Source organism: Zwartia vadi (assembly GCF_030410375.1).
Classification (GTDB): domain Bacteria; phylum Pseudomonadota; class Gammaproteobacteria; order Burkholderiales; family Burkholderiaceae_B; genus Zwartia; species Zwartia vadi.
Genome location: NZ_JAUHHE010000011.1, coordinates 64762 through 88817, shown reverse-complemented (window position 1 = coordinate 88817; position 24056 = coordinate 64762). Strand labels below are relative to the sequence as shown.

The 24056-nt window shown below is 51.0% G+C and carries 16 protein-coding genes; 8 read left to right on the top strand and 8 right to left on the bottom strand.

Translation table 11 applies throughout. The features are described from left to right. Positions 1-10: 10 nt before the first annotated feature. Entirely contained in the window at positions 11-1471 is a 1461-nt protein-coding gene (gene guaB, locus QWY27_RS10805; RefSeq protein ID WP_290197550.1) for an IMP dehydrogenase, read from the bottom strand. Between the two features lie 114 nt (positions 1472-1585). On the opposite strand from guaB, the gene QWY27_RS10800 reads away from it, so the two are divergent. After that, positions 1586-2128, top strand: a complete 543-nt coding sequence (locus tag QWY27_RS10800; protein WP_290197548.1) for a PaaI family thioesterase — start codon at positions 1586-1588, stop codon at positions 2126-2128. Between the two features lie 8 nt (positions 2129-2136). On the opposite strand, the gene purL is transcribed toward QWY27_RS10800, so the two are convergent. Beyond that, positions 2137-6171 (bottom strand): phosphoribosylformylglycinamidine synthase, encoded by a 4035-nt coding sequence (gene purL, locus QWY27_RS10795; RefSeq protein ID WP_290197546.1) that lies wholly within the window; start codon positions 6169-6171, stop codon positions 2137-2139. A gap of 125 nt (positions 6172-6296) precedes the next feature. Here purL and QWY27_RS10790 point away from each other — a divergent pair, with 125 nt between their 5' ends. Then, positions 6297-7316, top strand: a complete 1020-nt coding sequence (locus QWY27_RS10790) for a TRAP transporter substrate-binding protein (RefSeq protein ID WP_290197544.1) — start codon at positions 6297-6299, stop codon at positions 7314-7316. 125 nt (positions 7317-7441) lie between these two features. Next, positions 7442-9280, top strand: coding sequence for a TRAP transporter large permease (locus QWY27_RS10785; protein ID WP_290197542.1), 1839 nt, complete (start codon positions 7442-7444; stop codon positions 9278-9280). Positions 9281-9335: 55 nt separating this feature from the next. Here the strand turns inward: QWY27_RS10785 and lpdA are convergent, their stop codons facing one another. Genes lpdA through aceE form a run of 3 tightly spaced genes read right to left on the bottom strand, consistent with a single transcriptional unit; the run spans position 9336 to position 15217 of the window. Continuing rightward, positions 9336-11135 (bottom strand): dihydrolipoyl dehydrogenase, encoded by a 1800-nt coding sequence (gene lpdA / locus QWY27_RS10780; protein WP_290197540.1) that lies wholly within the window; start codon positions 11133-11135, stop codon positions 9336-9338. 9 nt (positions 11136-11144) lie between these two features. Further along, positions 11145-12503, bottom strand: a complete 1359-nt coding sequence (aceF, locus tag QWY27_RS10775; RefSeq protein WP_290197539.1) for a dihydrolipoyllysine-residue acetyltransferase — start codon at positions 12501-12503, stop codon at positions 11145-11147. A gap of 14 nt (positions 12504-12517) precedes the next feature. Further along, a complete protein-coding gene (aceE, locus tag QWY27_RS10770) occupies positions 12518-15217 on the bottom strand; it encodes a pyruvate dehydrogenase (acetyl-transferring), homodimeric type (RefSeq protein ID WP_290197537.1) in 2700 nt (899 codons plus the stop codon). A gap of 200 nt (positions 15218-15417) precedes the next feature. Here aceE and QWY27_RS10765 point away from each other — a divergent pair, with 200 nt between their 5' ends. From QWY27_RS10765 to QWY27_RS10745, 5 genes are all read left to right on the top strand, one after another. Next, positions 15418-17172, top strand: a complete 1755-nt coding sequence (locus tag QWY27_RS10765) for a PAS domain-containing sensor histidine kinase (RefSeq protein ID WP_290197535.1) — start codon at positions 15418-15420, stop codon at positions 17170-17172. Next, entirely contained in the window at positions 17169-17795 is a 627-nt protein-coding gene (locus tag QWY27_RS10760; RefSeq protein WP_290197534.1) for a response regulator transcription factor, read from the top strand. The genes QWY27_RS10765 and QWY27_RS10760 overlap by 4 nt, the downstream gene beginning before the upstream one ends. Further along, positions 17792-18652, top strand: coding sequence for a bifunctional methylenetetrahydrofolate dehydrogenase/methenyltetrahydrofolate cyclohydrolase FolD (gene folD, locus QWY27_RS10755; protein WP_290197532.1), 861 nt, complete (start codon positions 17792-17794; stop codon positions 18650-18652). Before QWY27_RS10760 ends, folD begins: the two co-directional genes overlap by 4 nt. 2 nt (positions 18653-18654) lie before the next feature. Further along, positions 18655-20739, top strand: coding sequence for a M3 family metallopeptidase (locus QWY27_RS10750; protein WP_290197530.1), 2085 nt, complete (start codon positions 18655-18657; stop codon positions 20737-20739). Positions 20740-20867: 128 nt separating this feature from the next. Continuing rightward, positions 20868-21452: an SCO family protein gene (locus QWY27_RS10745; RefSeq protein WP_435433476.1), complete on the top strand. Its 585-nt coding sequence runs from the start codon at positions 20868-20870 to the stop codon at positions 21450-21452. A gap of 11 nt (positions 21453-21463) precedes the next feature. On the opposite strand, the gene QWY27_RS10740 is transcribed toward QWY27_RS10745, so the two are convergent. From QWY27_RS10740 to QWY27_RS10730, 3 genes are all read right to left on the bottom strand, one after another. Next, positions 21464-22873: a dihydrolipoyl dehydrogenase gene (locus QWY27_RS10740; protein WP_290197526.1), complete on the bottom strand. Its 1410-nt coding sequence runs from the start codon at positions 22871-22873 to the stop codon at positions 21464-21466. Positions 22874-22915: 42 nt separating this feature from the next. After that, complete coding sequence (locus QWY27_RS10735) at positions 22916-23653, bottom strand: glutathione peroxidase (RefSeq protein WP_290197524.1); 738 nt, start codon at positions 23651-23653, stop codon at positions 22916-22918. A 167-nt stretch (positions 23654-23820) separates the two neighbouring features. Continuing rightward, a complete protein-coding gene (locus tag QWY27_RS10730) occupies positions 23821-24021 on the bottom strand; it encodes a heavy-metal-associated domain-containing protein (RefSeq protein ID WP_353958772.1) in 201 nt (66 codons plus the stop codon). Between the last annotated feature and the right edge of the window lie 35 nt (positions 24022-24056).

Genomic DNA, 24056 nt, shown 5'->3' with positions numbered 1-24056 from the left:
GTAGGTGAAACTATTCGGCCCGGTAATTAGGCGCTTCTTTTGTGATTTGAACATCGTGTACGTGCGACTCACGCATACCTGCTGCGGTGATTTGCACGAATTGGGGCTTGGTGCGCATTTCTTCGATCGAAGCACAGCCGCAATAGCCCATCGAAGCACGAATGCCCCCAACGAGTTGGAAAATAATCGCTAATACACTGCCTTTATAGGGAACACGTCCTTCTATGCCCTCTGGAACGAGTTTGTCGGCATTATTGGCAGGATCCTGAAAATAGCGATCAGCAGAACCATCTGTCATTGCGCCCAGGCTACCCATACCGCGATAAGACTTGTAGGATCGTCCCTGGAACAATACAACCTCGCCTGGCGCCTCTTCAGTGCCTGCGAACATACCGCCCATCATGACTGACGAGGCACCCGCCGCAATCGCTTTGGCGACATCTCCGGAGAAGCGGACACCGCCATCAGCGATCAGAGGGACTCCCGTGCCCTCCAGCGCCTTGGATACATCTGAAATAGCTGTGATTTGTGGAACGCCAACACCGGCAACCACGCGCGTTGTACAGATCGAACCTGGACCAATCCCGACCTTGACTGCATCGGCACCAGCATTGAGTAATGCACGCGCAGCGTCGCCAGTCGCGATGTTGCCGCCGATCACCTCTACTTTGGGGAAGTTGGTTTTCACCCAACGCACGCGTTCAATCACACCGGCCGAGTGACCATGAGCGGTATCAACCACAATGACGTCCACACCGGCGGCAACGAGTTTCTCAACCCGCTCCTCGGTTCCGTCGCCCACACCCACTGCGGCACCCACCCTAAGCTGACCATGGATATCTTTGCTTGCAGCAGGATGCTCCGTGTTTTTAACAATGTCTTTGACTGTAGCCAAGCCGCGCAACTGAAACGCATCATTGACGATCAGGACACGCTCCAAGCGATGTTTATGCATCAATGTCTGGGCCTCTGAGAGGGTGGTGCCCTCTTTCATCGTGACCAAACGTTCCTGGGGTGTCATGACCGTAGCGATCAAGGCGTCGAGCCTGTCCTCAAAACGCAAATCCCTGTTGGTGACAATGCCAACAACCTTACCACCCTGGACAACAGGCAAACCGGATATACCGTGTTTGCGCTGCAGTGCGATCGCATCTCGAACTTTCATGTCGGGCGTGACTGTAATCGGATCGATCACAATACCGAATTCGTGTCTTTTGACGCGAGCAACCTCTTGTGCCTGTTGATCTGCTGTCAAATTTTTGTGAATGATCCCAATACCCCCCTCCTGGGCCATCGCAATCGCGAGGCGGGATTCGGTGACAGTATCCATTGCGGCAGATACCAAAGGGATATTCAGGGAAATGTTACGTGTCAGGCGTGTGACCAGCGAAGTGTCTCTGGGAAGAACCTGCGAAAAGGCAGGAACCAGCAAAACATCGTCGAAGGTGAGCGCAGTTTGGATAAGACGCATAAATAGCTCCGGGCGCAAAGCGTGATTATACGATGGGTAAACCACTACTTTCGAGCTCAAACTGATGCTAAAAGACAGAATCCTTAAAAAATTTTATTCGGTGCAATCCAAAATATGAGCACAAGCGACACTCTGGCACGTTGGATAGAAGAAGAAAAAAACCTGCTGGCAAGCATGAAAAACGGCCGCAAATCTGGTTTTCTGACGCCTGGTCAAATATCGAGCATGACTGGTTTGGAGATTATGCAAGCTGTTAGGCGGGGCGAACTACCAAGCGGCCCGATGGCGATCACCATGAACTATATGTTGATGGAAGTTGAGCCGGGTCGTGTTGTTCTACAGGGGCACCCCACACACGATGTTCTGAACGTTCAAGGTTCCGTTCATGGCGGGTGGTTTGCCAGCATTCTAGATGGCGCTGTAGGAAATGCGATTCACTCCATGCTACCAGCTGGAAAAGGTTATGCCACGCTTGATTTGAGTGTCAAAATGACTCGGGCGCTCAGTCCAAGTGTTGGGCGAGTCAGAGCCGTTGGAACAGTCATCCAGGTAGGAAGACAAGTTGCAACGGCAGAGGGAAAAATATTGGGGCCCGACGGCAAGCTTCATGCTTTCGCCACAACGACCTGCATGATTTTAGACGTCAAGCCTACCTGATAGAGGTTCTACCCCAACGCCACGCGTGCATTTTGAAAAAACCGCATCCATGGAGAATAGGCGCCTTTGCTATCCTGAGGGCCCCAAGCTTCAGGGGCCCAAGACATCATGACATTACGCGTCACACGCTCAGGGTGAGGCATCATGACAGTAAAACGACCATCGGCTGTTGTCACTGATGTCAAACCACCAGGACTGCCGTTAGGATTGAACGGATACGCTTCGGTCGCATGCCCGCGATGGTCAACGTAGCGCAACGCGGCGAGGGCTTTGCCTGGATCACCTTGACGAGAAAAATTGGCAAATCCCTCACCATGCGCAACTGCGACAGGGATCTGCGCACCAGCCATGCCTTTAAAGAATAAAGAAGGCGATTCAAGCACCTCAACCATTGAAAATCGTGCTTCGTATTTTTCAGAAATATTACGGGTAAACCTTGGCCAGTCTTGTGCGCCGGGGATCATGGTCGCCAAAGCAGCCATCATTTGACAACCATTACAAACGCCTAACGCAAACGTGTCTGAGCGAGCAAAATACTGGGCGAACTGATCGGATAGCTGAGTGTTAAACAAAATACTGCGCGCCCAGCCCTCACCTGCTCCCAAGACGTCACCGTAACTAAATCCACCTACTGCAACCAGACCTTGAAAACTGGAGAGATCAGTCGACCCGGATTGAAGATCAGTCATATGGACGTCCCAAGCCTCGAATCCCGATCGATCAAAAGCCCAAGCCATTTCAACCTGGCTATTACAGCCCTGTTCACGCAAAATTGCCACACGCGGACGAGCACCGCTGAGAATAAACGGTGCTGCAATATTTTCTTGTGGATCGAAACCTACGATTGGCTGCATGCCCGGATCGGTTGTATCAGACCAGGTTTCAAATTCGGACAAGGCGCAAGCAGGGTTATCACGCAATGAAGAAATTCGGTAGCTGACATCACTCCAGATTTTTCCTAATTCGGCACGAGGTTTACCCCAGATCTTTTTGCCATCACGGAACACTTCGATTTCATCTGTTGGATTGAGCGAACCAATCACATGAGAATGTGCGGATAAGCCTGCAGCACGCAAGACTTGCATCACCGCATCGCGTTCAGTGGCTGGCACTTGAAGCACGGCACCAAGCTCTTCATTAAAGAGCGCTTTGAGTGTCAGTTCATCACGCTGAACAGCAACCTGTTCAGGACGAATTTTATAATCACCCCAGTCTGCGGCGTAGGCATCGATGGTCAACATATCAAGATTGAGCGAGACACCCGTGTGTCCGGCAAAAGCCATTTCACAAACTGTCGCAAACAACCCGCCGTCAGAACGATCGTGATAGGCCAGCACGACACCCGACTCCGCCAAGGCACGAATCGTTACAAAGAACGTACGCAACACCTCGGCATCATCGGCATCAGGTGTTTGCTCACCGATTTGATTACACACCTGCGCGAGAATGGAGCCGCCCATTCTTTGCTTACCCAATCCAAGATCGATCAGAATCAAGGCTGAGGGCCCGACATCCGTTCGCAGTTGTGGGGTGAGCGTTTGGCGCACATCCTGAACGGGAGCAAAAGCAGTGACAATCAAGGACACTGGAGAGATCACCTGACGCTTTTGATCCTCTTGGGTCCAACTCGTCTGCATCGAAAGAGAGTCTTTCCCAACGGGAATTGAAAGTCCGACACGCTGACACAACGCACTAACTGCTGCGACCGTATCGAACAATGCGGCATCCTGACCGGGGGCGCCACATGCAGCCATCCAGTTGGCAGAGAGTTTGATGTCCTCGATGCGGGCAACATCCGCAGCAGCGAGATTAGTCAGGGCCTCAGCTACAGCCATTCTTCCAGAGGCTGGCGCGTCAATCGCGGCAATCGGGGTGCGCTCACCCATGGCCATCGCCTCGCCGCGGGTGCCGTCATGATCAGATAAGGTGACAGCGCAGTCTGCAACAGCCACCTGCCAGGGACCGACAAGTTGATCTCGACTAGATAAACCGCCTACTGTGCGGTCGCCAATCGTGATCAAAAAGCTCTTATTGGCGACCGTTGGATGTTGCAAGACACGGGTGGTTGCGTCTTCAAGCGATATAACAGTTAAGTCAAGTGGCGCTGTCTCGGGGTTCAAACGTTTAACCTCGCGGGTCATGCGCGGAGGTTTACCCAAAATCACATCAATCGGCACATCAACGGGGCGCAATCCCTGCTGGGGTGTCAGCGTATCAAGTCCGGGCAAGCCTTCTCCTTGAACGACCCGTAACTGGCGTTCTGAGGTTGCCACACCAATCACTGCAAACGGACAGCGTTCGCGCTCCGCAATCTTTTGGAAGCGCGGCAAATCCTTTGGCAATACTGACAGAACATAACGTTCTTGTGATTCATTGCTCCAGATTTCTGCAGGAGACATGCCGGACTCTTCGAGATGCACACGTGTCAAATCAAAGGTGGCGCCTCGTCCAGCATCATTGACCAATTCGGGAAAAGCATTCGATAAGCCGCCTGCCCCAACATCATGAATCGCGACAATCGGGTTGTTTTCACCCTGTTGCCAGCAGCGGTCAATGACCTCCTGGCAACGACGCTCGATCTCTGGATTGCCGCGTTGAACTGAATCGAAATCCAGCGCCGCAGTGTTGGTACCTACCGCCATACTGGAGGCTGCACTACCACCCATGCCAATCCTTAGACCTGGACCACCTAGCTGTATCAACAAAGCACCAGGTTCAATCCTGTCCTTTTTCGTTGCACCCTCGTCAATACTACCCAGTCCTCCTGCGATCATGATGGGCTTGTGATAGCCCCAGCGCGTTTGTCCGGCGGTCTGCTCGTAGCTGCGGAAATAACCTAACAAGTTAGGACGACCAAATTCATTATTAAATGCCGCGGCTCCCAGGGGCCCCTCGATCATGATGGACAGAGGTGAGGCAATACGATCGGGAGCGCCGTGATGATCGGACTCCCAGCTTCTAAGCGCATCCTGAAACCTGAGGTGAGAGACAGTAAATCCAGCAAGGCCGGCTTTAGGCTTGGATCCTCGGCCCGTGGCGCCCTCGTCGCGAATTTCACCACCCGCACCAGTTGATGCCCCCTCAAATGGCGCAATCGCAGTTGGATGATTGTGCGTTTCGACCTTCATCACCGTATGGACAGTCTTGCGCTCCGTTCCATAGATCGCTGCTTGGCCCTCTTTGACAGGTGTAGCCTGAAAACGCTGAGCTTGTGCACCTTCCATAATGGCGGCATTGTCAGAGTAAGCAACCACGGTGCCAAGAGGCTGTGCTGCATGCGTTTCCCGAATCATGCCAAACAAGGTCTTGGACTCGGTCTGCCCGTCAATCACCCACTGAGCATTAAAAATTTTATGGCGACAGTGCTCACTGTTGGCCTGCGCAAACATCATGAGCTCGACATCCGTAGGATCACGACCCAGCTCAGTAAAAGCTTGCGTCAGATAATCGATCTCATCCTCCGACAAAGCCAGACCTAATTTGGAGTTGGCATCCAGCAAAGCCGACTTGCCATGCGTCGTAACGGCGACAGTCTGCATCGGTTTGCCTGGCAGAGAGCGAAATAAAACCTCTGGATCGAAACCTGCATCCACAACGGTCTCGGTCATTCTGTCATGCAAGCAGCTCGCCGCCTGGGAGAGCATCTCAGCATCTAGACGTTTAGTCTTCAGCCATCCGCGTTCGGGGGTGAGTCGGTACTCGATCCCTCGCTCGATACGTCGGACGGTGTTTAACCCACAGTTGTGGGCGATATCCGTGGCTTTACTTGCCCAGGAAGAAATCGTTCCCAGCCTGGGAATGACACGCAACAAAATAGCCTCTGCAGATTCGGCAGGTAGCTGATAAGCCACACCGTAGTCCAGTAATTGTTCAATACGCGACTGCGTTTGAGCATCCGGGGCCTCATCACACCACACAAAGTGCTCGTACCGTGCGCTCACGCCCGCGATGGGCAAACCCAAAGCACGCAGGCTGGAAAGCAGGCGTTCTTGGCGAAAACTTGAAAGAACAGAGGAGCCGGAAATATGCAGAATGTGTGACACGTTGGCGACCAGGAGGCATCGTAGGGGAAAACACGCATTTTAGCGTCCTGAGCCGCATTTAGGGGCGAAGACCCGCCTTTCGTTGCTATGATTGATTTAAGATTTATTCACCAAGGAGACAAATAATGTCCATTTCTCGTCGCAACCTACTGACCGGCATGGGTGCCGGAGTCATTACTCTGGCTTCACCGCTCAATAGTGCATGGGCGCAATCCAAGGCGGAATTCTCTTATAAATATGCAAACAACCTGCCCCTGACACACCCGATGAACATTCGGGCCAAGGAAATGGCTGAAGCCATTCAGAAAGAAACACAAGGCCGCGTTGAAATTCGTATTTTCCCAAGCAGCCAGCTCGGTTCAGACACCGACATGCTCAGTCAGGTTCGTAGCGGCGGCGTTGAGTTTTTCACATTGTCCGGTCTTATTTTGGCAACACTTGTACCGGCATCCTCGATCACGGGTATTGGTTTTGCTTTTGCCAACTACAACGAAGTCTGGAAAGCTTTAGACGGCGATTTGGGCGCGCACGTTCGTAAAGAAATCAATAAAGCGAATTTGGTTGTAATGGACAAAATATGGGATAACGGTTTCCGTCAGATCACGTCGTCAACGAAACCCATCCAAACAGCCGCCGACCTCAAAGGCTTCAAGATTCGGGTGCCTGTCTCCCCGCTTTGGACCTCGATGTTTAAGGCCTTTGACTCCGCACCCGCCTCGATCAATTTCAACGAAGTCTACAGCGCGCTTCAGACCAAGATTGTCGACGGTCAAGAAAACCCTCTCGCTATTATCGATACGGCAAAGCTAAATGAGGTACAGAAATACTGCTCACTGACCAATCACATGTGGGATGGTTTCTGGTTCTTGGCAAACCGTCGCGCCTGGGAGCGTTTGCCTGAAAATCTGCGTGTCATCGTGGCTAAAAATATCAATGCTGCGGGCATGAAAGAGCGAGAGGATGTTGCCGGCATGAATGCGACGCTTCAAAAAGGCCTGACCGAAAAAGGCATGATATTTAACCAAACAACACCGGATTCTTTCCGTGACCGTTTGCGCACAGGCGGATTCTATGCTGAATGGAAAACCAAGCTTGGCAATGAGGCATGGTCAATGCTTGAACGTTACAGTGGCAAATTAGCCTAAAAGGTCCAAGCTCGACAGAAGGTCCATTCACTTGGATCAAGCACCACAAACTCGGGCGCCCACCAACGGGCGCCCAAGTTTTTCCTGACACAGTTTTAAGATATCCAGCACGACCCGGAGCATTTATGACTTCCCAAGCAGCGACCCAATCAGCGCCAATGATTTCAAGGTTTCTCAAACCACTCGAATTCCTCAGCGCAGCCTTGATGGTTGTCATCATCGTCCTGCTTTTTATCGGCGTTGTGGCACGTTATATTTTTTCGCTTCCCATCGTTTGGGTCGATGAAGTGGTCTCTTTGTCCTTTCTATGGCTTGCGATGCTTGGAACCGCGATTGCGATGCATCGCAATGAGCATTTGAGACTGAGCTTGTTTTTAGACATGATGCCCCAGAAGGTCCGAGGTTTTGTTCACGCTCTCGCGCTTGTCGCCATTGTTGTTTTCCTATTGGCACTGATCCATCCAGCACTTATTTATGCCCAGGAAGAGTGGTTTGTTAAGTCTCCAGCACTCAACATACCCAATACCTACCGCGTCTCAGCCCTGTCCTTTGGCATTCTGGCAATGCTTGCGATACTCATCTCTTATGCAACTAAAACCGTTCGCGGACGAGATTTATTCGCTGCAATTGTTGTCGCCTGCCTGTTTGTTGGCGCATGTTGGATAGGATCCTCTGCCTTAACTGAGCTTGGTCTCTACAACATCATATTTTTTCTTGTGATTCTCGTTTCACTTTGTCTGATCGCCGGGGTTCCAATCGCCTTTTGCTTTGGAATTGGTGCGCTCAGCTATTTAGCATTTGCGACAAGTGTGCCCTTGATGGTGGTCATCGGGCGCATGGACGAAGGCATGTCGAGCTTGATTCTGGTCTCTGTGCCTATATTCGTACTGTTAGGTTGCATTCTTGATGCAACGGGCATGGGAAAAGCCATTGTTGATTTTCTGGCCTCTCTACTCGGTCACATCAAAGCGGGTATGTCCTATGTGCTGCTAGGATCGCTCTTTATCGTTTCTGGGATATCTGGATCGAAAGTTTCTGACATGGCAACGATCGCACCCGCACTTTTTCCTGAAATGAAACGCCGCGGCCATCAACCAAAGGAGATGATTGCCTTGCTTGCTACGGGCGCGGCAATGGCGGATACCGTTCCGCCAAGCATCGTATTAATTGTCCTGGGCTCTGTCGCGGGTGTTTCGATCGCAGGGCTTTTTCAAAGCGGCGTCATCATCGCGATGGTACTCCTTCTAGCGCTTGCGATTCTTGCGCGCTGGAAGGCTCGTCACGAAATCATGGATCAAGTTAAACGATCGAGTTCTTCGATCATTGGACGGACCCTAATCATTGCCGCACCCGCTCTCGTATTACCCTTTCTCATTCGAAGCGCCGTAGGCGGTGGCGTAGCAACCGCTACCGAAGTCTCTACCATCGCGGTTCTTTATGCCATGATTATTGGGCAAGTCTTATACGGCGGACTGGGCTGGAGGAAAATTTACAGCATGCTGGTAGAAACCGCCGCTTTAAGCGGAGCGATTCTATTGATTTTGGGTACTGCGTCCGCCATGGCATGGGCAATCACGCAAAGTGGTGTCGTACAAAGTCTCTCAAATTTTCTGACCACACTACCTGGTGGTGTATTCACCTTCATGCTTGTGACCATTTTGATCTTTTTGATATTAGGTTGCTTGCTGGAAGGCTTACCCGCGATTTTAATTCTTGCACCCATCATGTTTCCCATTGCAAGAAAACTTGGCATCCATGACATTCACTACTCAATGGTGGTTGTTACTGCAATGAATATTGGATTGATGATGCCGCCTATTGGCATAGGCTTTTTTGTTGCGTGCCGAATTGGCAACACCTCACCTGATGAAGTGATGGGCGCAATTTGGCCCTATATCCTTGCACTGATTGCTGGTCTTGTGCTCATTGCGGCCGTGCCCTGGTTTTCAACTGTCGCGTTATAAAAAAAGGGTGTCAAATAATTGACACCCTCTTTAACTTGCTAAAGACTATTGTGATTTACTTTTTACGTACTGGCGGTAAATCCGTACAGTGACCTTCCGCTGCTTCTGCAGCTAAGCCAATCGACTCGCCAAGCGTTGGGTGCGGGTGGATGGTTTTACCAATGTCGACTGCATCAGCACCCATCTCAATCGCAAGAGCCACCTCACCAATCAGATCGCCTGCATGCGTTCCGACAATCCCACCACCTAAAATTTTGTGGGTGGTTGCATCAAATAAAAGTTTGGTAAACCCCTCGTCGCGGCCGTTTGCAATCGCGCGGCCCGAAGCTGCCCATGGGAACACACCCTTTGTCACCGAGATACCCTCTTGCTTGGCCTGGTCTTCTGTCAGTCCAACCCAGGCAATTTCGGGATCGGTGTAGGCAACGGATGGAATCACCCTTGCATCGAAAAAGCTCTTATGTCCGGCAGCAGCCTCGGCTGCCACATGTCCTTCGTGTACGGCTTTATGAGCGAGCATTGGCTGACCGACTATGTCACCAATCGCAAAAATATTGGGGACATTGGTACGCATTTGACGATCGACTTCTATGAAGCCGCGCTCTGTCACAGCGACACCTGCACGCTCGGCGGCAATTTTCTTACCATTGGGTGTGCGACCTACTGCTTGCAGCACTAAATCGTAACGCTGAGCCTCTTTGGGGGCACCCTCGCCCTCGAACGTGACGTAAATACCATCTTTCTTGGCTTCGGCTCCAATCGTTTTGGTCTTTAGCATCAAATGATCGAAACGATTGCTATTCATCTTTTGCCAGACCTTCACCAAATCGCGATCTGCACCCTGCATCAAGCCATCTTGCATCTCAACGACATCCAATCGCGATCCCAGTGCGGAATACACTGTTCCCATCTCCAGTCCGATAATGCCGCCACCCACGATCAACATTTTCTTGGGAATACTTCGTAAAAGAAGCGCTCCGGTCGAGTCAACCACTCGCTCATCGTTAGGCATAAAGGGTAATTTGACAGACTGACTACCTGCGGCAATGATGGCTTGGCTAAAAGAAATGGTATGCACGCCCTTGTCTGTCTTGACGCTAAGGTGATTGGCAGTCAGAAACTCACCCACGCCTTGGATCACCGTCACTTTACGCGCTCGAGCCATACCGGCTAAACCGCCAGTCAACTTCCCGATGACACCATCTTTAAACGCTCGCAGCTTGTCGAGGTCAATTTTGGGTTTCGCAAAGGAAATACCGTGCGCCTCAAGCGCCTGGGCTTCTTCAAGCACTGCAGCCGTATGAAGCAAGGCCTTTGAGGGAATACACCCTACATTCAAGCAAACACCACCCAGCGTCGCATAACGCTCAACGAGGATAACGTTCAAGCCAAGATCTGCGGCACGAAACGCTGCAGAATAGCCACCAGGGCCCGCACCGAGCACGAGCAAATCACACTGACTATCAACTTTACCGGCGAAACTAGCGGGCGCTTGCTGCGCGATAGGCGTGCTTGATGATGCGGACACCGAAGGAGCGGGAGATGCTGGGGGGGCAGCAACCGCTGCGGATGTAATAGGAGTTGCAACAGGAGCTGAGGCACTCGAAGACGTGGAACTTGCATCCATCTTCATAATGACTGAGCCTTGTTTGACCTTGTCACCAACTTTGACAGCAATACTTTTGATCACGCCCGCTTGTGCGCTGGGAATTTCCATGGAGGCTTTATCCGACTCAACCGTGATCAAACCTTGATCGGCCCGGACAGTATCCCCTGCTTTAACTAACACCTCAATGACTTCAACTGTGTCAAAGTCTCCGATATCTGGCACGATTACATCGATTGGATTGCTCATGGCAACTCCTTAAAGTGCAATACGGCGGAAGTCCGCCAGGAGACTGCCAAGATAGGCATTGAAGCGTGCAGCCGCAGCGCCATCAATGACGCGATGGTCATAAGACAGCGAAAGAGGCAGGGTCAGCTGTGGAACAAAGGCTTTACCATCCCAAACCGGCTTCATGTAGGAGCGCGACACGCCAAGGATCGCCAATTCAGGAGCATTGATAATCGGCGTGAAATGCGTACCGCCTATACCGCCAAGCGAGGAGATCGAAAAACATCCGCCTTGCATTTCAGCAGGAGACAGTTTTCCATCACGTGCTTTTTTGGCAAGCTCGCTACTTTCAGTGGCCAACTCAAGAATGCCCTTTTTATCCGCATCACGAATAACGGGAACAACGAGACCGTTAGGTGTGTCGGCAGCAAATCCTATATGGAAATACTGTTTCATGATCAGCTGATCGCCATCAATCGATGCATTGAAATCAGGAAACTTTTTCAGGGCTGCCACACATGCCTTAATTAGAAACGCAAGCATAGTGACTTTGACGCCTGACTTTTCGTTTTCTTTGTTGAGCGTCACACGCAAAGCTTCAAGATCAGTAATATCAGCTTCGTCATTATTCGTGACATGCGGGATCATTACCCAATTGCGATGCAAATTGGCACCGGAAATTTTCTTGATACGCGAAAGAGGTTTCGGTGTCACCTCGCCAAATTTAGTGAAATCAATCTTTGGCCATGGCAATAATTCCAATCCGCCCAGAGAGCCGCCTGCTGCAACACCCGCAGAAGAGCCTGCTCCACCCGACAAGGCTTGTTTGACAAAGTTTTGAACGTCTTCTTGCAAAATGCGGTGCTTAGGTCCTGTGCCGGTAACAAGCGCAAGATCAACGCCAAGCTCACGGGCAAACTTGCGCACGGAAGGCGAAGCATGCGCCATACCGGCCGTGGAGAGCGGTAGCTCGAGCTTGCCGGCCGGGGGCGCTGACAACCCAGCAGGCGCAACGCTCGCTGATGCAGCGGGGATGGCTGCTGCTGGCACGGACGCTGGTGCTGGTGCTGGTGCTGGTGCTGGTGAAGCTGGAGCAGAAACAGAGGGAGTTGGGGCAACAGCCGCGGCGGGCGCTGGGGCGGCGGATGCGACTGCATCCACATGCATCATGACACTCCCCTGCTTGACCTTGTCTCCCACCTTGACTTCGATAGACTTGACCACACCACCGATGGAAGTAGGGATTTCCATCGAAGCTTTGTCTGACTCAACCGTAATTAAACTTTGTTCAGCTTTAACAGTGTCTCCAACCTTCACCAGAACCTCGATGACCTCTACGGTATCGAAATCCCCGATGTCCGGAACTTGTATTGCGGTGACGTTACTCATATCGGGTCTCTCTATCAAGCGTATTGAGGATTGGCTTTGTTAGGATTAATGCCGTATTTCTTGATGGCGGCCGCAACTTGACTCACCGGAACGACGCCTTCATCAGCCAAAGCACGCAACGTAGCCAGTACAACGAAATGTCGATCCACTTCGAAATGCTCGCGTAACTTGGAGCGGAAGTCTGATCGTCCAAAGCCATCCGTTCCTAGAACCTTATAGTCACGACCACGAGGCATGAAGGGACGGACCTGATCGGCAAACAGCTTCATGTAATCAGTCGAAGCGATGATTGGACCTTCTGTTTTTTCAAGCAGGCTGGTCACATAAGGCGTTTTAGATTTACCGGTGGGATGCAACATATTGTGACGCTCGCAGTCCAAACCATCGCGACGCAGTTCAGTGAAGCTCGTCACGCTCCAGATATCGGCTGAAACACCCCAGTCATTTTCAAGAAGTTCGGCAGCGGCGATCACTTCGCGCAAGATCGTTCCGGAGCCAAGCAATTGGGCGCGCAACTTGTTTTTCCCGCCTTTCTTCAGACGATACATGCCGCGAATGATGCCCTCTTCGTCGCCCTTATTCAGACCAGGTTGGGCGTAGTTTTCATTCATGACCGTCAGGTAGAAGAACACGTTTTCCTGATTTTCAACCATTCGCTTGAGACCGTGCTGAATAATGACAGCGAGCTCATGCGCAAAAGTCGGGTCATAGGATACGCAATTCGGGATCGTGGAGGAGAATATATGGCTGTGACCATCCTCGTGCTGCAATCCCTCACCATTCAGTGTTGTGCGTCCCGCAGTGCCGCCTAGCAAAAAGCCACGCGCCTGCATGTCTCCTGCTGCCCAGGCCAAATCTCCAATCCGCTGGAAACCAAACATCGAGTAGTAGATGTAAAAAGGAATCATGATGCGGTTGTTCGTCGAGTACGAAGTCGCCGCAGCAATCCATGAACTAAAGGCCCCTGCTTCGTTGATTCCCTCTTGCAGCAGCTGTCCGTCAGAGGACTCACGGTAATACATCACCTGATCTTTATCTACAGGTGTGTATTTTTGACCTTCTGGTGCATAAATACCAATTTGACGGAACAGTCCTTCCATACCAAAGGTACGGGACTCATCAGCCAATATAGGGACTACTCTTGGGCCAAGATCCTTGTCGCGCAAGACTTGATTCAACACGCGAACAAATGCTTGCGTGGTTGAAATTTCACGCCCCTCGGCTGTTGGATCGAGTACGGGGCGGAAGACCTCAAGCTCAGGAGCTTTAAGTTTTTCATCAGCGTGTGTGCGTCGCTTAGGCAGATATCCACCAAGAGCTTTACGACGCTCATGCAGATAAACCATCTCAGGTGAGTCTTCTGCAGGCTTGAAATAAGGGACTTCTTCGATCTTGCTATCTGGGATAGGAATGTTGTAGCGATCACGGAACTCACGGATCGTATCCGTATCAAGTTTTTTCTGTTGATGCGAAGGATTTTTGGCTTGAACAAGATGGCCGACACCGTAACCCTTGATCGTTTTAGCCAAGATGACAGTCGGCTGTCCAACATGTTTGGTTGCTGCTGAAAACGCAGCGTAAACCTTGTGGGGATCATGACCGCCACGATTTAGGCGCCAAACATCTTCGTCACTCATGCGTGAAACCATTTCAAGCAATTTGGGATGCTTGCCAAAGAAATGTTCACGAACAAACTTGCCATCATTGGCCTTGTAAGCCTGATATTCGCCATCCACGGTTTCTTCCATGATCTGACGCAGGATGCCTTCCTTGTCGCTTGCCAGCAAAGGATCCCAGTAACCGCCCCAAATCATCTTGATGACATTCCAGCCGCTGCCGCGGAAATCACCTTCAAGTTCTTGGATAATTTTGCCGTTGCCGCGGACAGGACCGTCAAGTCGCTGAAGGTTGCAATTGATCACAAAGATCAAATTATCAAGCTTTTCACGGGCAGCCAAACTGATCGCACCAAGTGACTCGGGCTCATCCATTTCACCGTCACCGCAGAACACCCAGACTTTGCGCTGGCTCGTATCGGCAATGCCGCGGGCGTGCAAATATTTAAGAAATCTCGCCTGATAAATCGCCATCAGAGGACCGAGTCCCATGGACACTGTCGGAAACTGCCAGAACTCGGGCATGAGCTTGGGGTGGGGATATGAAGATAGCCCTTTACCATCGACTTCTTGGCGAAAATGGTCAAGCTGTTCCTCTGTCAGGCGACCCTCAAGGTAAGCACGCCCATACACACCCGGGGATGAATGACCTTGGAAGTAAACAAGATCTCCACCACGCTCTGGCGTATCTGCATGCCAAAAGTGATTTTGTCCGCAACCGATCATTGTGGCCAGTGAGGCAAAAGAGGCGATGTGACCGCCAAGATCGCCGCCATCAGGGGGATTGTGCTTGTTGGCTTTTACAACCATCGCCATCGCATTCCAGCGAATGATGCTGCGAATACGAGCTTCAAGCTCGAGATTGCCCGGATGAGCGGGTTCATGCCCAACAGGTATGGTGTTGAGATAAGCCGTATTGGGAGAAAAAGGAATGTGTGCGCCGGAGCGACGTGCCAAATCTGTCAGTCGTTCCAACAAGTAATGCGCACGGTCCGGACCCTCACGGTCCAGCACCGCTGCCAAAGCATCTAGCCATTCTTGCGTTTCTTGCGAGTCAACATCGTTCGCGGCATTGAAAGCGGCAGCTTGAGGTGCCATGTGAATCTCCTGGTACGTAGGTTCTTGTTTATATAAGAGCCTACCTGTTTTTTGGGTATTTGCCGCATTCTATGTACATCTATTAATGGGAGCAACAAAAATTTCATAAGGCGGGACGTATTTTCGTATTATGAAAAGCAAGACGGTGATCTCACACCATAACCTGACTAAAATGCACGATCTGTAAATAAACTCGAAATATGTCCGCTCCCCCAAAGTCAGTCATTGCTACGCCTTTTTTAGACCAGGCTCGCCTTCGCAGGCGTCGCTGGTATTGGCTCACGCCTATGCTGATTCTGATTCTCTATGCGTGCGTCATGGGTGCCTTCTTTTGGTTGCAACGCATTCAAGACGGCAGCGTGATGTTTATCACGATCGATCAGGAGATGAGACAGCACCGGCTCATCTGGGTGGTCATCGCACTTTCAGTCGTGATTGTGATCGCGCTCTTGATCCTGTGGCGCTACACGCGCTATCGCTCTGAGGCGGAAGCAGCGCTCATTGCTGAAACAGGCTTTAGGCGCGCCATGGAGAACTCCATGTCAACAGGCATGAGAGTATTGGATCTCGAGGGAAGAATCGCATACGTCAATCCAGCGTTTTGTCGCATGATTGGTTGGAACGAAGCGGATCTGATCGGCCGCATGCCACCCTTTCCCTATTGGGTACCCGGCATGCACGACACTCATCTTCAGACATTAGAGACGGTCTTAACAGGCAAAGCACCAAGCAGCGGACTTGAGCTTGAAGCGCAACGACGTGATGGCTCGCGCTTCAATGCCCGGATGTATGTCTCCCCGCTGCTTGATCCTCAGGGTAATCAGATCGGCTGGATGACCTCGATGACTGACATTACCGAGCCCAAGCGCATCAGAGAAGCCCTCACCGCCGCGCACGAACGCTTCATGACAGTATTGGAAGGGCTGGATGACGCGATCTCGGTGACAGCCGACACGAATGAGGGCCTGGAACTCCTCTTCGCAAACAGAACGTATCGTCGTTTGTTTGGCGCACAGACAAACGGACACGACGAGCTGCTCGCTGGCCGTCGAGGACGTTACACAGATGAATCCGTTGAGATTTTTTCAGCATCCGTACAGAGATGGTTTGAGGTTCAACACCGCATGCTTGCTTGGACGGATGGCAGACGCGTGAGGTTGCAAGTTGCCCGCGACATCACTGAGCGCCGACAACACGAAGAAGCGTCCAGGATTCAACAGGAAAAAATTCAACTCACCAGTCGATTGACTACGATGGGTGAAATGGCCTCCTCATTGGCACATGAATTAAATCAGCCGCTGACTGCGATTGCCAACTACAGCATGGGTGCCGTCGCAATGGTCAAGTCGGGTAACACCAATATGGAAGCCTTGTTGCCCGCACTTGAAAAAGCAGCGGCTCAGGCGCAGCGCGCAGGTAAAATCATTAGTCGTATTCGTGACTTTGTTAAACGAAGCGAACCGCGTCGTCAGGCAATACAAATTCAAACCGTGGTCGATAATGCGATCAGTCTTGCCGAGATTCACTCCCGCAAGCGTCAAGTCGCCATTAATTGCAACGTTCCAGATCACTTGCCGGACGTCTTTGCCGATCCGATTCTGATTGAACAAGTTTTGCTGAACTTGCTCAAAAACGGCTTGGAATCCATGGAGCAAAGTGCAGTGGAAACTCTGCTTGTCAATGTGACAATGCATGACAATCAAATAGAGGTGGCTGTGACCGATCGCGGACATGGTCTATCAGATCCAGAGCGACTGTTCGAACCTTTTTTCAGTACCAAGTCCGAGGGTCTAGGCATGGGTTTAAACATATGCCGAACGATCATCGAATCCCATCATGGTCGCCTTTGGGCGGTCAGCAATCCAGAGGGCGGAACAACTTTCCGCTTCACATTGCCCTGCGTCTCAAATCTTGAGGCGCAGAAGCATCTTCAGTCCGAGGAGTTACCTACATGAATACACCCCAAACCGCGAGCACCGTTTACATCGTTGATGATGACGAAGCCGTTCGGGACTCCTTGCGCTGGCTACTTGAGGCCAACAACTATCGCGTACGAGCCTTTCCGAGTGGGGAAAGCTTTTTGGCTGAATATGATGAAAAACGGCCAGGCGTGCTGATTGTTGATGTTCGCATGCCTGGCATGAGTGGTCTGGAATTGCAAGAGCAACTCATTGCCCGCAAGTCCTCAATGCCTATCGTCTTTATTACGGGACATGGCGACGTACCGATGGCGGTTTCCACCATTAAAAAGGGCGCGATAGACTTTCTTGAAAAGCCATTTGACGAAACCGATCTGCGCGAAATTGTCGGCCGCATGTTTGAACAAGCAAACGAACGGCTGTCTCAAGCTCAAGCCCAACGCGAACACGAAGCCATGCTGGCTCGCCTGACAGCACGTGAGCAACAAGTACTCGAACGGATTGTCGCAGGACGCCTCAACAAGCAGATCGCCGATGACTTGGGGATCAGTATTAAAACAGTTGAGGCACATCGAGCCAACATTATGGAAAAGCTGCAAGTGACCACCGTGGCAGACCTGATGAAGGTCGCCTTGACGAAACCTGAGATTTCCACATGACAGCACGTGTGATTGACGGCGTGAAACTTGCAGCCACTATTCGCGAGGACGTGGCGCGTCGAGCTGCGGCACTCACAGCGGCCGGAACCACACCCGGCCTGGCTGTCATTTTGGTCGGTAGTGATCCGGCATCTCAAGTCTATGTTCGCAACAAAGTCGCGGCATGTGAAAAGGCAGGTTTGCATTCAGTTCTCGAGCAATACGACGCTGACATGTCGCAAGAGGCGCTTTTGGAGCGCGTTCGAATGTTGAATAGCGACCCAAGCATTCATGGTATTTTGGTGCAATTACCCTTGCCTGCACATATCGACTCGCATCTTGTGATTGAAACCATCGCCGCGCACAAGGATGTCGATGGCTTTCATGTGAGCAACGCTGGTTTGTTAATGACGGGCAAGCCTTTATTCAGGCCTTGCACACCTTATGGTGTCATGAAAATGCTCGAGTCGGAACAGGTGCCCTTAAGAGGTGCCGTAGCCGTTGTCATTGGCGCAAGCAATATTGTTGGCAAACCGATGGCCCTGTTGTTACAAAGTGCTGGGGCCACTGTCACAATATGTAATTCCAAAACTAAAGATCTGGGTTGGCACACACGCCACGCGGATATTCTTGTTGTTGCCACTGGCCGGCCTAAAATGATTGATGCAAGCATGGTCAAGGCTGGCGCAATCGTGATTGATGTCGGAATCAACCGTGGTTCCGATGGCAAACTCTGCGGTGATGTGGACTTCGATAGCGTTAAAACTGTCGCAGGTGCTATCACTCCCGTGCCAGGCGGTGTCGGTCCTATGACGATTGCAATGCTGCTCGTCAATACTGTCGAAGCGGCAGAACGCGCTCTACACAGGCAGGCTTAAACATGAACCCACTACTCGTCCCGATGGATACCTTGGTCGACTACGCGTCGATCACACCCGAACACGTCAGCGAAGCAATAGAAAAACTGCTTGCACAAGCACGTGCCGCCATCGATGTTGCTGCCGATCCCGCCTTGGCACCTACATGGGACGCGGTGGTGACTCCTCTGGACGATGCGTCAGAACCGCTATGGCGCGCCTGGTCAATTGCTGGACACCTGAACGCCGTTGTCAACACACCTGAGCTCAGAGATGTATACAACAAGATGCTTGGTCCAATCAGCGAGTTTTCAACCTGGGTCGGGCTGCACGAAGGTCTTTACAGACAGTATCAGCGCCTGCGCGAATCCGCTGAGTTTTCGAAATGGACGCCTGCAAAGCGTCGAGTCATTGAGCTTGCGCTTCGGGACTTCAAGCTGAGCGGCGTCGAATTGGAGGGTCAGGCTAGAGAGCGTTATGCATCAAATTCTGATCGACAGTCGCAAGTTTCCCAAAAATTTTCTGAAAACGTGCTGGACGCTACTGATCGATGGTCGTTGATCATTGAGGACATCAAACGCCTGGATGGCATTCCCGAAGATACCCTCGCATCCTTGAAAGATCCTTCGGCAGAGCGATGGACACTCAATCTTAAGATGCCCTGCTATCTGCCCGTCATTCAATATGCGCATGATAGAGAGCTGCGCCGAACAATCTATCACGCCTATGCTACTCGTGCCTCCGATCAGGGCGACGTCGCGCTCGATAACTCTCCGCTCATTGAGGAAGCACTCGCCCTGCGCGCCGAAGAATCCCAGCTTCTGGGCTTCCAGCATTTTGCGGACTTGCGCTTGCAAACAAGAATGGCAGATAGCGCCGAAGAGGTTCTGGATTTTTTGCGTCAGTTGGCTAAACGCGCCAAACCCTTTGCTGAACGCGACCTGACCGAACTCAAAGAGTTTGCTAAAAACGAGTTGGGATTAACAGATCTACAGCCCTGGGATGTGCCTTATGCTTCTGAGCGCCTGCGCGAGATGCGCTACGCTTACTCTGAAGATGAGGTTAAACAGTACTTTACAGAACCACGCGTATTAAGCGGTTTGTTTGAAGTCGTTGAAACCTTGTTCGGCGTTCGTCTCACACCCTATGAGGTAAAAGGTTGGCACCAAGATGTACGAGCTGCCGCGGTTCAAAATCACTCGGGTGAAATTCTGGGGTATTTGATCCTGGATCTCTATGCTCGCTCTGGCAAGCAAGGTGGCGCCTGGGTTGATAGTGAAAGGAGTCGTCGCAAGCGGTTATCAACTATACAAACCCCTGTCATCTACTTGACATGTAACTTCGCACGCCCCCAGGGAGACCGCCCTGCCTTGCTGACACACGATGATGTGATTACGCTGTTCCACGAAAGTGGGCATGCCCTCCATGCGTTGCTCTCAGAAGTGGATGAACCCGGCGTTTCAGCCTTTGCAGCAGTTGAATGGGATGCGATCGAACTCCCCTCTCAGTTTATGGAAAACTTTTGCTGGGAATGGCAAGTCTTACAGCGTTTGACTGCGCATATCGATACGCAAGAGCCTCTACCAAAAGAACTGTACGAACGTATGAAAGCTGCGCGCAATTTTCAGAGCGGCATGCAAACCGTTCGACAGATTGAGTTTGCCTTGTTTGATATTCAACTCCATAACCGCACGCAAGGTCTTTCTATCGCAGAAGTCCTCACGCAACTTGATCAAGTACGCGAAGAGGTGGCAGTGATTCGACCACCTAGCTGGCATCGTTTTCCACACAGCTTTTCTCATTTATTCGCTGGGGGCTATGGAGCTGGTTACTACAGTTACAAATGGGCTGAAGTTCTGTCGGCAGATGCGTTTGAGGCGTTTGAAGAAGCTGCTGCTCGGAGCGCCATCTCCGCGCATCAAGCAGCAAGCACTCTCGGCACACTAGACGCTGAAACAGGCATGAAATTTCGTAAAGAGGTATTGGCTGTTGGGGGAATACGACCTGCAGCCGATTCGTTTCGCGCATTCCGAGGACGGCCGCCTAAAATGGACGCTCTACTGCGCCACAGTGGAATGCTGGACGAGGCCGTCCCCCTCCGGACTTAATGTTTTACAGACTTCAACGCGTTGGTTTTAATGACTTAGACAACAGCGTTTTCTCAGGCAGCATCATGTTTCACACGATCAAGCAACACTTCGACTCTTTTCTGGCACGCGCGTCAACAGGTCTTGTGATGCTAAGCGTTGTTTTTTTAACGGCGTGCTCAGACCCAACCCAAAAATGGTCACTCTATGATGTTTCAGGCCATTTACCTGACTTGCGCTTTTCTTTACTTGGGGAAGGAAACAAAATCATCACACAGAATGATTTGAAAAACAAAACTGTTCTGATGTTTTTTGGCTATGCGAGTTGTCCGGATATTTGCCCAACAACCATGGCTCAACTGACCGAGGTATTGGAAAATCTAGGAGAGGATGCCAAAGATGTACGAATAGTCTTTGTGAGTGTCGATCCGCATCGTGACACACCCGACGTTTTGCAAGCGTATGTGAATGCGTTTAATAAAAATGCCATTGGTCTAACAGGAAATGAGAAACAAGTCGCTGATCTGGCTCGACGTTATCGCGTCGCCTATCAGATCGAAAAACCCAAGCCCGGTGATGACGCAAAAATATACGATGTAACGCACAGTCGTGGTGTATTCATTTTTGACAAAACGGGCCGCGCGCGTCTCTTGGCCCCCGACACTGAAAAAGTAGATGTCGTCACTCAGGATTTACGCCAGCTTCTCGAGCTGACGCGGGCAAAAAAATCCTGATGTTCAATCACTCAAGCTGCTGCGTGTTTTGCCAAGTCGAGTTGATGACTAGCATCTCGCAGTGCGGTACGTAAGCCTTCCTCAATAACCGGATGGTAAAAAGGCATCTCGAGCATTCGATCAACTGTCAATGATTGTTGAACTGCCCAAGCCAACAAATGCCCAATGTGCTCCGCACTGGGTCCAATCATTTCCGCTCCAATAAACCGGCGCGTGGCTTTATCTGCGTAAACATGCAGCAGCCCTTTGTTTTTCAGCATGACACGCGATCGACCTTGCCCCGTAAAGTCAACCTGACCTGTCACAAAAGATCCTGGGACAAGCTTGCTGTAAGACTGTCCGATCAAAGCAATTTGTGGATCCGAAAATACGACACCCAATCCTGCTCGGCGCAAGCCTGGTTTGACCTCGGGGTAGTGAGCTGCATTGGACCCAGCAATTTTTCCTTCATCGGCGGCTTCATGCAAGAGCGGAACATCACCATTCACATCACCTGCGATGAAAATTGGCAGATTCCCGATTTGCATGGTTTCACGATCAAATACAGGCATGCCGTGTGCACCGAGGCTGACACCTGCCCGTTCTAGGGCAAGAGATTCGAGGTTTGGTTTACGTCCAGTTGCAATCAGCGCAAAATCAAACCGCTCAGTTTTCTCAGTATTGTCTAAAGCAACATAGCGAATTTCAACTTCATCACCCACTCGCTTGGTTTCAATTACGCGAGCATCAGGATCAAGATAAAACTCCTGTTGAAAGATCTTCTTTGCAGTCTGGCGCACAACCGGATCCGTAATGCCAGCCAGAGAGCCGCTGACACCAAACACGCGAACGACTACGCCCAAGCGGGCGAGCGCCTGCCCCAGTTCAAGACCAATGACACCAGGACCGAAGACAGCCACACGCCTGGGTAAATCATCCCAGGAAAATACATCATCGTTGATGACCAGACGATCCCCCAATCCTCTGAAAGGTGGTGGGATCGAGGGGCTTGAACCCGTCGCGATCACGACACTCGCAGCATGAACTTCAGTATGTTGATCAACAGCCAAAACGCCTGGAGCGATAAATTTCGCATAACCTCTGAGTTTGTGCTCGGCAGGAATGTTTTCCACACCCTCGAGCACAAACCCAACAAAACGATCGCGTTCGCGTTTGACGCGATCCATGACTTCTCGGCCGTTGATTCGCACGGTTCCATCGACATGCACGCCAAAGGCTGCAGTATGCTGAGCCGCGTGGGCTGCTTCGGCTGCCGCGATCAATAGCTTGGAGGGCATACAGCCCACTCTGGCGCAGGTGGTGCCGTACGCACCACCCTCGACGAGCAGCGCCTTTTTTCCAGCGGAGACCGCTGCACGGTAAGCCGCCAAACCGGCAGTCCCAGCTCCAATAATCACAACATCTGTCTTAAGCGTTTGCATCTCTGTTCCTTAACTTCATACTGTTTTTAGAGCGAGTATTACTCAGGCCGCCTTTTTGAAGCGCTCTCTCAAGGCTTCAAGTCCACCAACATGCTGGCCATTCATAAATATTTGCGGCACAGTGCCTTGACCAGCCAATGCCCCAGTCACGCGACCCCGAATCTTGTTTTCAAGCGGTATCTCGACCGGGTCGTAACCACGCGCAACCAATAATGCCTTTGCCTCAATACAAAACGGGCAGCCTGGCTTGGAAAAAACAACCACTTGATCGGGAGCCTTGGCATTCGGATCAATATATTTCAACATCGTATCGGCGTCTGAGACTTCGAAGGGATCACCCTCTTTTTCAGGTTCGATAAACATTTTTTCAATGACACCGTCTTTCACCAGCATCGAGTAGCGCCAACTGCGTTGTCCAAATCCAAGATTGGATTTATCAACAAGCATGCCCATCCCCCGAGTGAATTCAGCGTTCCCATCAGGAAGCAGAACGATATTGTCCGCATCTTGATCACGCGCCCATTCATTCATCACAAAGGTGTCATTGACCGAAAGACAAATCACTGTGTCCACGCCCAAGGTTGCCATGGTTGGAGCTAATTCGTTATAGCGTGGCAAATGAGTGGAAGAGCAAGTAGGTGTAAATGCGCCTGGCAAAGAAAAAACAACGACAGTCTTTCCTTTGAACAAATCCTCTGTCGTCAGTTGTTTCCACTCATTGCCCACACGAACAGGCAAAGTCACATCGGGTACTCTCTGGCCTTCACGATTTTGCAACATGTCTAATTTCCTTTAAAAATTGCGTCCTCACCGGTTGATGAGTTGACATGCGCAAATGATAAATATCTACTATTGATTTGTATAATTGTATTTATTAAAACTATTGATAGTTTTTTAATATTGTTAGAAATAAATCATTAGATATTGTTTATGATTTAAATTTGAATCTATGATTGTTTGATAGGTGTGTAGCCCGCCTCTTTGATTGCCTGCTCAACACGCTTTGGATCATGATCACCACTTACTGTCACAGTATGTGTGGAGACTTCGCATAAAACAGCCGCGTCAGGCGCCACGCTGTGTACACTAGAGGTAATACTCTTAACGCAATGATTGCAAGTCATATCAACAACTTGGAACGATGTCATGATAAATTTCCTTAGAATAGATTACTATCAAAGAC